Consider the following 7,552-nt stretch of genomic DNA (forward strand, 5'->3'; position numbering starts at 1 on the left):
TGGACAATTCCTTCCAGGGCGATATCGAGGAGCGCATCGGGCAGGCCATCGGCACCGACGCCACCGCCATGATCAACGGCATGATTCCGCTGGGCCGCCATGCGCGCCCGGAAGAGATCGCGGAAACTGCGCTGTTCCTTGCGTCCGATGCATCGAGTTTCTGCACGGGCAGCGTGTATATGACCGACGGCGGCATGAATGCGTGACGTAGCGCGATGACTTGAGGCCGCGAAGCGTCTAAGAGAGGCGCCGGACCATTCCACCCTGTCGAAAGCTGCAATGTCGTACCGTTTCATCGGAAAATCGCTGCCGCGTACCGAAGACCTCCGCCTGATCCGCGGCCTGGGCCGCTATACCGCCGACCTTGCCCCGCCGGACGCGCTTCGCCTGTTCGTCGTGCGTTCGCCGCATGGCGCCGCCCGCATCGTGAATATCGATACGGCGGAGGCCCTGACGATGCCGGGCGTGCATCTCGTGCTGACCGGAGAGCATCCCGATATCACAGCGCTCGGCTCGATCCAGTCCAAGGTCAAGCGCCAGACAGCGGCCGGCGCACCGAATTTCGAGCCGCCGTATCGCATCCTCTCGCGCGAACGTGCGCTTTTTGTCGGAGATGCGGTGGCTGCGGTGTTCGCCGACACGCTGGATCAGGCCAGGGATGCCGCCGAAGCGATTGCGATCGAATGGGACGCGCTGCCGACCGTCACCGAAACGCGCATTGCCGCGGATGAGGGCGCCGCGCAACTCTGGCCGCAGGCGCCGCGCAATGTCTGCTTCGTGTTCGACGCCGGCAACCGCGACGCGGTCGAGCAGGCGCTTGCCGCGGCAACGCACAGGGTCAGCGTCACCTATCCGATCAACCGGATCACTGCGGTGACCATGGAGCCGCGTACCGCGCTCGGCCAGTATGACCCGGTGACCGAGGCCTACACGCTGCATTGCGGGTTGCAGAATCCGCATGCCGTGCGCGAGAGCCTCGCCAACGATATCTTCCGGATCTCCGGCAACCGCATGCGGGTGGTCTCGCCGGATGTCGGCGGCGGTTTCGGACTGAAGGAGGCTCCATTCCCCGAATATGTGCTGACGCTCGTCGGCGCGAAGCTGACGGGCCGGCCGGTGCTGTGGGCGGGCGAGCGCGGCGAGAGCTTCGTCTCGGACTTCCATGGCCGCGACAATTATTCCACGACCACGCTCGGTCTTGACGAAAAGGGCAACTTCCTGGCGCTCAAGGTCGAGACGATTGCCAATATCGGGGCCTATATCTCGCCGATGGGTCTGCACGCGCCGACCAACAATCTCGGGGGTCTCGCGGGTGTCTATCGCACGCCGCATATCCATTCGCGCGTCACCGGCGTGTTCTCCAACACGCCGCCGACCGCTCCCTATCGCGGCGCGGGTCGGCCGGAGGCGACCTATGCGATCGAACGCGTGATCGACGTCGCGGCCCGGCAAGGCGGCTTCGATCCGGTCGAACTGCGCCGCCGCAACCTGATCGCGCCGGATCAGATGCCCTACAATACCAGGTTCGTATTCACCTACGATTCCGGCGAGTTCGAGCGCAACATGGACGACGCGCTGGGGCTTTCCGAATGGAACAGCTTTGCCGAGCGAAAGAAAGACGCGAAGAAGCGAGGCAGGCTGCGCGGCATCGGCGTTGCGAACGCGATCGAGATTTCTGCCGGGCCTGCGCCTGCGCCGATGCCGGAAAGCGCCGAGATCAAGTTCGACCAGACCGGCGGCGTCACGGTGTCGATGGGAACGCATTCGCACGGGCAGGGGCACGAGATCACCTTCGCGCAGATCGTCGCGGACTTCCTGGGGCTCGAGATCGGCGACGTGCGGGTGCGCTATGGCGATACCGATGTGGTCGAGTTCGGTACCGGCACCTTCGGCAGCCGATCGGTCATTACCGGAAGCAATTCGCTGCGCATCTCCGCGGACCGTCTGATCGACCGCGGCAAGAAAATCGCCGCGGTGCATTTCGAGGCCGATGCCGCGGACATCGTGTTCGAGGCCGGACATTTCGCGATTGCCGGCACCGACCGGCGCATCGGCGTCAAGGATGTGGCGAAGCTGTCCTATACGATGCGCGATCCGAGCCTCGGCGGCATGTTCGGATTTTCGGAGAAGACCATCGCTGCGCCGAAGGCCGCGACGTTCCCGAACGGCTGCCATGTCTGCGAGGTCGAGATCGATCCGGACACCGGCGTGTGCCAGGTTCTCAATTATGTCGTGGTCGACGATGTCGGACGCGTCGTGAATCCTGCACTGGTCAAGGGCCAGGTGCATGGCGGGGTGGTGCAGGGAGTCGGCCAGATTCTGTTCGAAAATATCGCGTATGATGAAAGCGGCCAGCTTCTGTCCGGCTCCTTCATGGATTATGCGATGCCGCGCGCCGCGCACTTCCCCGCCTTCATCTGCAAGGCGAACGAAGTGCTGACGCCAATGAACCCGCTTGGCGTGAAGGGAGCAGGCGAAGCGGGAACCGTCGGCGCGCTGGCGGCGGTGATCAACGCGATCGTCGATGCGCTGTCGCCTTATGGCATCGAGCATATCGACATGCCGGCAACGCCGGAGCGGATATGGCGCACGATCAACGACGCAAAGGCCGCACGCTGAGATCGGCCCTGCTCGCGCTGCCGCTTGCGGCGCTCGCCTGCGCCTGCGCGCAGGAGCAGCCTTCGGTGCTCGTCACCGATCCCAATGTCCCGCCGGCAAACTACAGAACCGAAATCCTCGCCTTCCTTCGGACCTATCTGAACGATCCGACCGGTGTCCGCGATGCCTCGATCGGCGCGCCCGAATTGCGTACCATTCCCGCCTCTCCGCCGACGCCCGCGACCCAGCGCTACATGGTCTGTCTGCGCTTCAATGCCAGGAATTCCACCGGCAAATATCAGGGCAGCCGCGACTATCTTGCGGCATTCCTGGCCGGGCGGTTCGACACGCTCGTCCCCGCTCGCAAGGAGCAATGCGCGCAGACGAAATGGCAGCCCTTTCCGGAACTGGAGACGTTGCGGCGCTGAGCGCCTTGCGTTGCATGGGCGTCACCCCGATTCGTCGGTGGGCCAATTCACGCCGGTGGCGACGGCCGAAACGGGGCGGTTTCGCGGACATGTCGCCGCACCGGCGACGCCACGCGGGCGACTTATCCCCAGTCGCGGCATGCCGGTCATCCAACTGTAACAGGCCACCCCTAGACCGGTCATGCGCCGGACCAATTTCGTCCGGCCCCGTTCGTCAAGCCCTCAACGGTCCTGTCTGCACAAGCAGCAGGACCGCTTTTTTTCCGTTGATTCAGGAGGCCTTCGCCTTCTGGACCGGCGCTTCCGCTGCGCGATAGACGGCGAGCGCCGCATCAGTGCCGGAGCCGGCGCGGAACCCGGCCTGCCGCAGGCAGACTTCGAGCGCGGCAAGGCAGGTCAGCACGCTTTCCTTGCGGCAGACATAGCCCATGGTGCCGATGCGCCAGATTTTCCCGTGCAGCGGACCGAACGAGGTGCCGATCTCGATGCCGAAATCGTTCAGCATCATGCCGCGCACGGCATCGCCGTTGACGCCATCCGGGATATGGACGCCGGTGACGTTCGGCATCTTGTGGGTCTGATCGCCGAACAGCGTCAGCCCCATATCGGTGAGCCCCGCGGTGATCGCATCGCTCGCGAGCTTGTGGCGCGCGAAGCAGGCGTCGAGCCCTTCGGCCAGCACGATGCGCACCGCTTCGCGCGCGGCATACAGCATCGAGGTCGCTTCGGTGTGATGGTTGAGCCGCATCTCGCTCCAGTAATCCATCAGCATGCCGAGATCGAAGTAATTCGACTGGATCACCGGGCCGTCGCCGTCGACGAAACCGGCAGGCCGGATCCCGCCCTCGACATGACGCCTGCGCTTCACCACCTCGACGATGCGCTCGTTGACGGTGATCGGCGAGGAGCCGGGCGGGCCCGACAGGCATTTCTGCAAACCGGACGACGCCGCATCGACCTGCCACGCGTCGATCGCGACATCCATGCCGCCGAGCGAGGCGGTGGCGTCGGTGTAGAGCAGCACGTCGTGCTTGCGGCAGATTGCGCCGAGCTGGTCGAGCGGCTGCGCCATCGTGGTCGAGGTGTCGCCATGCACCACCGCCAGCACGCGCGGCTTGTGCTGCCGGATCGCGCTCTCGATTTCGTCGGGTGTGAACACACTGCCCCAGTCGCGTTCGATGGTGACCACCTCGCCGCCGCAGCGCTTGGAGATTTCCGCGAGCAGAAATCCGAACCGTCCGAACGACGGCACCAGCACCTTGTCGCCCGGCGAGACGATCGAGACCAGGATCGCTTCCACGCCGGCCCGCGCCGTGCCGTCGACCAGCAGCGACCATTTGTTTTTCGTCCGATAGAGCTGGCGCAGAAGCTCCATCATCTCGTTCATGTAGGCGGTGAAAGCCGGGTCGAACTGTCCGAGCATGGGCATCGACATCGCGCGCAGCACGCGCGGATCGACGCCGACCGGACCGGGACCCATGAGCAGGCGAGGCGGCGGATTGAGGTCGGAGAAGAGGGTGGTCATGCGATGATTGCTCAGGCTGATGCCGCGCCGCGCGGCTTTGCCAGTTCCGACTTTGCCCGCGGCACATAATCCCCTGCACCGAGTGTGCCAACCAGCGTGCCGTCGCGCACCACGAACCTGCCGCGCACCATGGTCGAGACCGGCCAGCCTTTCACCTTGATCCCCTCGTACGGCGTGTAGTCCGAGCCGCCATGCATCAGCGACTGCGAGATCGTCGCCTCGCGATTCGGATCCCAGATCGCGATGTCGGCGTCGGAGCCGACCGCGATCGTGCCTTTCTTCGGATACAGCCCGTAGGTCCTGGCGTGATTGGTCGCGGTCAGGGCGACGAACTCGTTCAGCGAGATGCGGCCTTTGCCGACGCCTTCCGAGAACAGGATCGGCAGCCGGGTCTCGACGCCGGGGATGCCGTTCGGCACCCAGCGAAAGGACGTGCGGCCCTTGGGCGTCAGCTTGCCCTTGGGGTCGTCGTAGCGGAACGGGCAATGGTCCGATGAAAACAGCGAGAACACGCCCTGCTGCAGACCCTGCCAACAGGCCTGCTGGCTCGCCTTGTCGCGCGGCGGCGGCGAGCAGACATATTTCGCCCCCTCCATGTTGAGGCCTTCCATGTCCTTCGCTGTCAGCACCAGATATTGCGGGCAGGTCTCGCCATAGACCTTCAGTCCGCGCTGCTGCGCCCGGCGTATTTCTTCCATCGCCTCGCCGTTCGAGACATGCACGATCATGATCGGCACATCGACCAGTTCGGCGAGCGAGATCGCTCGGTGCGTCGCCTCGCGCTCCACCGGGATCGGCCGTGACGTCGCGTGATGATGCGGCTCGGTCTTGCCGGCGCGCTCCAGCCGGTCGGTCAGGAAGCGGATGGCGTCGTAATTCTCGGCATGGATCATGACCAGCGCGCCGGTGTCGCGGGCGACGCTCATGACGTTCAGCATCTCGATGTCGGAAAGCGCCAGTCCCTCGTAGGTCATGAAGACCTTGAATGAGGTGTAGCCGTCATGCACCAGCGCCGGCAGTTCCTGGCCGAGCACGGCGTCGGTCGCGTCGGCGATGATGAGATGGAAGGACACGTCGATGTAGCACTGGCCGTCCGCCCTCCTGTGATATTCGGTGACGACCTCGCGCAGTGACTGGCCCTTCTGCTGCATGGCGAAGGGCAGCACCATGGTGTTGCCGCCGAACGCCGCCGAGCGCGTGGCCGAGGCAAAATCGTCGGCCATCACGATGTCGGGGCCGGACGGCTGCGCGATATGGACGTGGCTGTCGATGCCGCCCGGCAGCACCAGCCTGCCGGTGGCGTCGACGATCTGCCTAGCCGCGCCAAGATCGGCGCCGAGCGCTGTGATCCGGCCGTCCGTGATTCCGATATCGCAGGAGAAGGTGTCGGACGCGGTTGCGACCGTGCCGCCGCGGATGATGGTGTCGAACGTCATGGTGCAATCCCGATTGCACCCGTTCTAGAGCATGAGGCGGAAAAGTGCGAAGCGGTTTTCGGAAGGCATCACGCTCTGCCGCGCGCAAGCGCGGTCGCGACCTGGGCACCCACCGGTGCAGCCGCAGCGATCAACGCTTGGCGGCGCTGGTTTCGGCGAGTCTTTTTCCGCCCTTGCCGGAGCGCGCGGCCGGCGCGCGCTCGGCGATCTTGGCCGGCAGGTTGGGCTTTACCGCCGGCTTTGCGGCCACTTTTGCGGCAGCCGGCTTGGCCTTGCCGCCGCGGCCCTTCGCCAGCAGCTTCTGGCGCTTGGCCTTGGCCGCTGCGAGCCGCGCCTTGGCGGCGGCTGCGGCCTTGGCTGCCGCGATCCGCGCGGTTTCGACGATTTTCGCCACCGGCGGTTCGAGCTGCACCGCCACCTTGGCCGGCTCTGCGTCGCGTGACAGATCGGCGACCCCCTCGCAGGGCGCGCGCGAGGGCAGATTCACCGCGAGCTCGACCTGGTTCTCCTCGGTCCATCGCTCCGGGTCCTGTCCGGTGATGCTCTTGACGTAGTTGCGGGTCTCCTGCGGGAGCCTGCCGCGCCGCGCGAGCCAGTCCGTCACCCGGCGCGCTCCGCCATTATAGGCAGCGGCGGCCAGCCCGAGATTGCCGAATGCCTCCAGGTGCTCTTTCAGGAAGCGTGCCGAGTGCGGCAGCGCGTCGAGGGCGTCGAACGGATTGCGCAGGCCCCGTTCGGCCGCGACCGCAGGCATGAACTGGGCGACGCCCTGCGCCCCGGCGTGACTGACCACGCGCTGCTTGAACTTGCTTTCCTGCCAGATCAGCCGCGCAAAAAAGCCGGTCGGAATTCCATGCGCCAAAGCCGCGGAGGCGAGCGTATGGCACAGCGCTTCCTCGGATACGTCCGGCGGCGGCGGCGGCGGTCCTTCGGGAAGGCGCAAGGCGGCGAGACTGTCCGCGATGAGGTCCGGCGGAACCGGGTTCAACGCCACCTTGATCAGCGAGGCGTCCGGAACCGTCATGTCGGAGATTTCGGTCTGTTTGAAACCAGGCTCGAAATTGGAGCGCCAATTGTCGAGATGGATCGCTTCCGAGCCGAATTTTGTTGGTGCCGCCACCAGTACGGTCCCAATGATCGCGAGCGCAAGTTTCATGCGCGCAAAGCTCCCCTGCCGCGCACACGGGAATCATGCCCGTCCATGCGGTCCGATCAGATTGTCGTCTGAGGCGTCCCCTCGGGTGTCCCCCTCGATGAAGTTTCGGTGATGCTGGCGAAAGCGGACAGTTTTGTGAAAATGCTGCGGCCCTGAGAAGGTCTTATCGCGGACGCGGAACGATCCGCGCGCTGCGTTTCCGCCGCATTTCCTAACCGGCTGCCGCGACCCGGCGATCCCGCGCCGGCCGGCCGGCGATTTCCGCATATTCCGAGATCGGCTGCGGCCGCCCGATCAGATAACCCTGCATCTCGTCGCAGCCTTCGCCGCGCAGGACGGTAAGCTGAGCCTGCGTCTCCACGCCCTCGGCAACCGTCGTGAGATCGAGGCTGCGGCCGAGGCCGAGTAC

The 7,552-nt window shown here is 65.3% G+C and carries 7 protein-coding genes; 3 read left to right on the forward strand and 4 right to left on the reverse strand.

All coding sequences use genetic code 11. The features are described from left to right. The 3 genes from AB7F49_RS36460 to AB7F49_RS36470 form a co-directional block, all read left to right on the forward strand. On the forward strand, positions 1–206 hold a 206-nt coding region (locus tag AB7F49_RS36460), incomplete at its 5' end, for an SDR family oxidoreductase (protein ID WP_428531928.1). A gap of 73 nt (positions 207–279) precedes the next feature. Continuing rightward, a complete protein-coding gene (locus AB7F49_RS36465) occupies positions 280–2,619 on the forward strand; it encodes a xanthine dehydrogenase family protein molybdopterin-binding subunit (protein WP_428531931.1) in 2,340 nt (779 codons plus the stop codon). Next, positions 2,583–3,026: a hypothetical protein gene (locus tag AB7F49_RS36470; protein ID WP_428531934.1), complete on the forward strand. Its 444-nt coding sequence runs from the start codon at positions 2,583–2,585 to the stop codon at positions 3,024–3,026. The genes AB7F49_RS36465 and AB7F49_RS36470 overlap by 37 nt, the downstream gene beginning before the upstream one ends. Positions 3,027–3,297: 271 nt before the next feature. Here AB7F49_RS36470 and AB7F49_RS36475 read toward each other — a convergent pair whose 3' ends face one another. The 4 genes from AB7F49_RS36475 to AB7F49_RS36490 all read right to left on the reverse strand — a co-directional run. Then, the gene (locus tag AB7F49_RS36475; RefSeq protein ID WP_428531937.1) at positions 3,298–4,551 is read right to left on the reverse strand and encodes a pyridoxal-phosphate-dependent aminotransferase family protein; all 1,254 of its coding nucleotides are present in this window, start codon (positions 4,549–4,551) and stop codon (positions 3,298–3,300) included. Positions 4,552–4,562: 11 nt separating this feature from the next. Next, entirely contained in the window at positions 4,563–5,987 is a 1,425-nt protein-coding gene (hydA, locus tag AB7F49_RS36480; protein ID WP_428531940.1) for a dihydropyrimidinase, read from the reverse strand. Between the two features lie 130 nt (positions 5,988–6,117). Further along, positions 6,118–7,143: a lytic transglycosylase domain-containing protein gene (locus AB7F49_RS36485; RefSeq protein WP_428531943.1), complete on the reverse strand. Its 1,026-nt coding sequence runs from the start codon at positions 7,141–7,143 to the stop codon at positions 6,118–6,120. 211 nt (positions 7,144–7,354) lie between these two features. Next, positions 7,355–7,552 (reverse strand): EAL domain-containing protein (locus tag AB7F49_RS36490; RefSeq protein ID WP_428531946.1); only part of this gene is annotated, 198 nt, incomplete at its 5' end.

It is taken from the genome of Pseudorhodoplanes sp., from assembly GCF_050250235.1.
Taxonomy (GTDB): Bacteria; Pseudomonadota; Alphaproteobacteria; order Rhizobiales; family Xanthobacteraceae; genus Pseudorhodoplanes.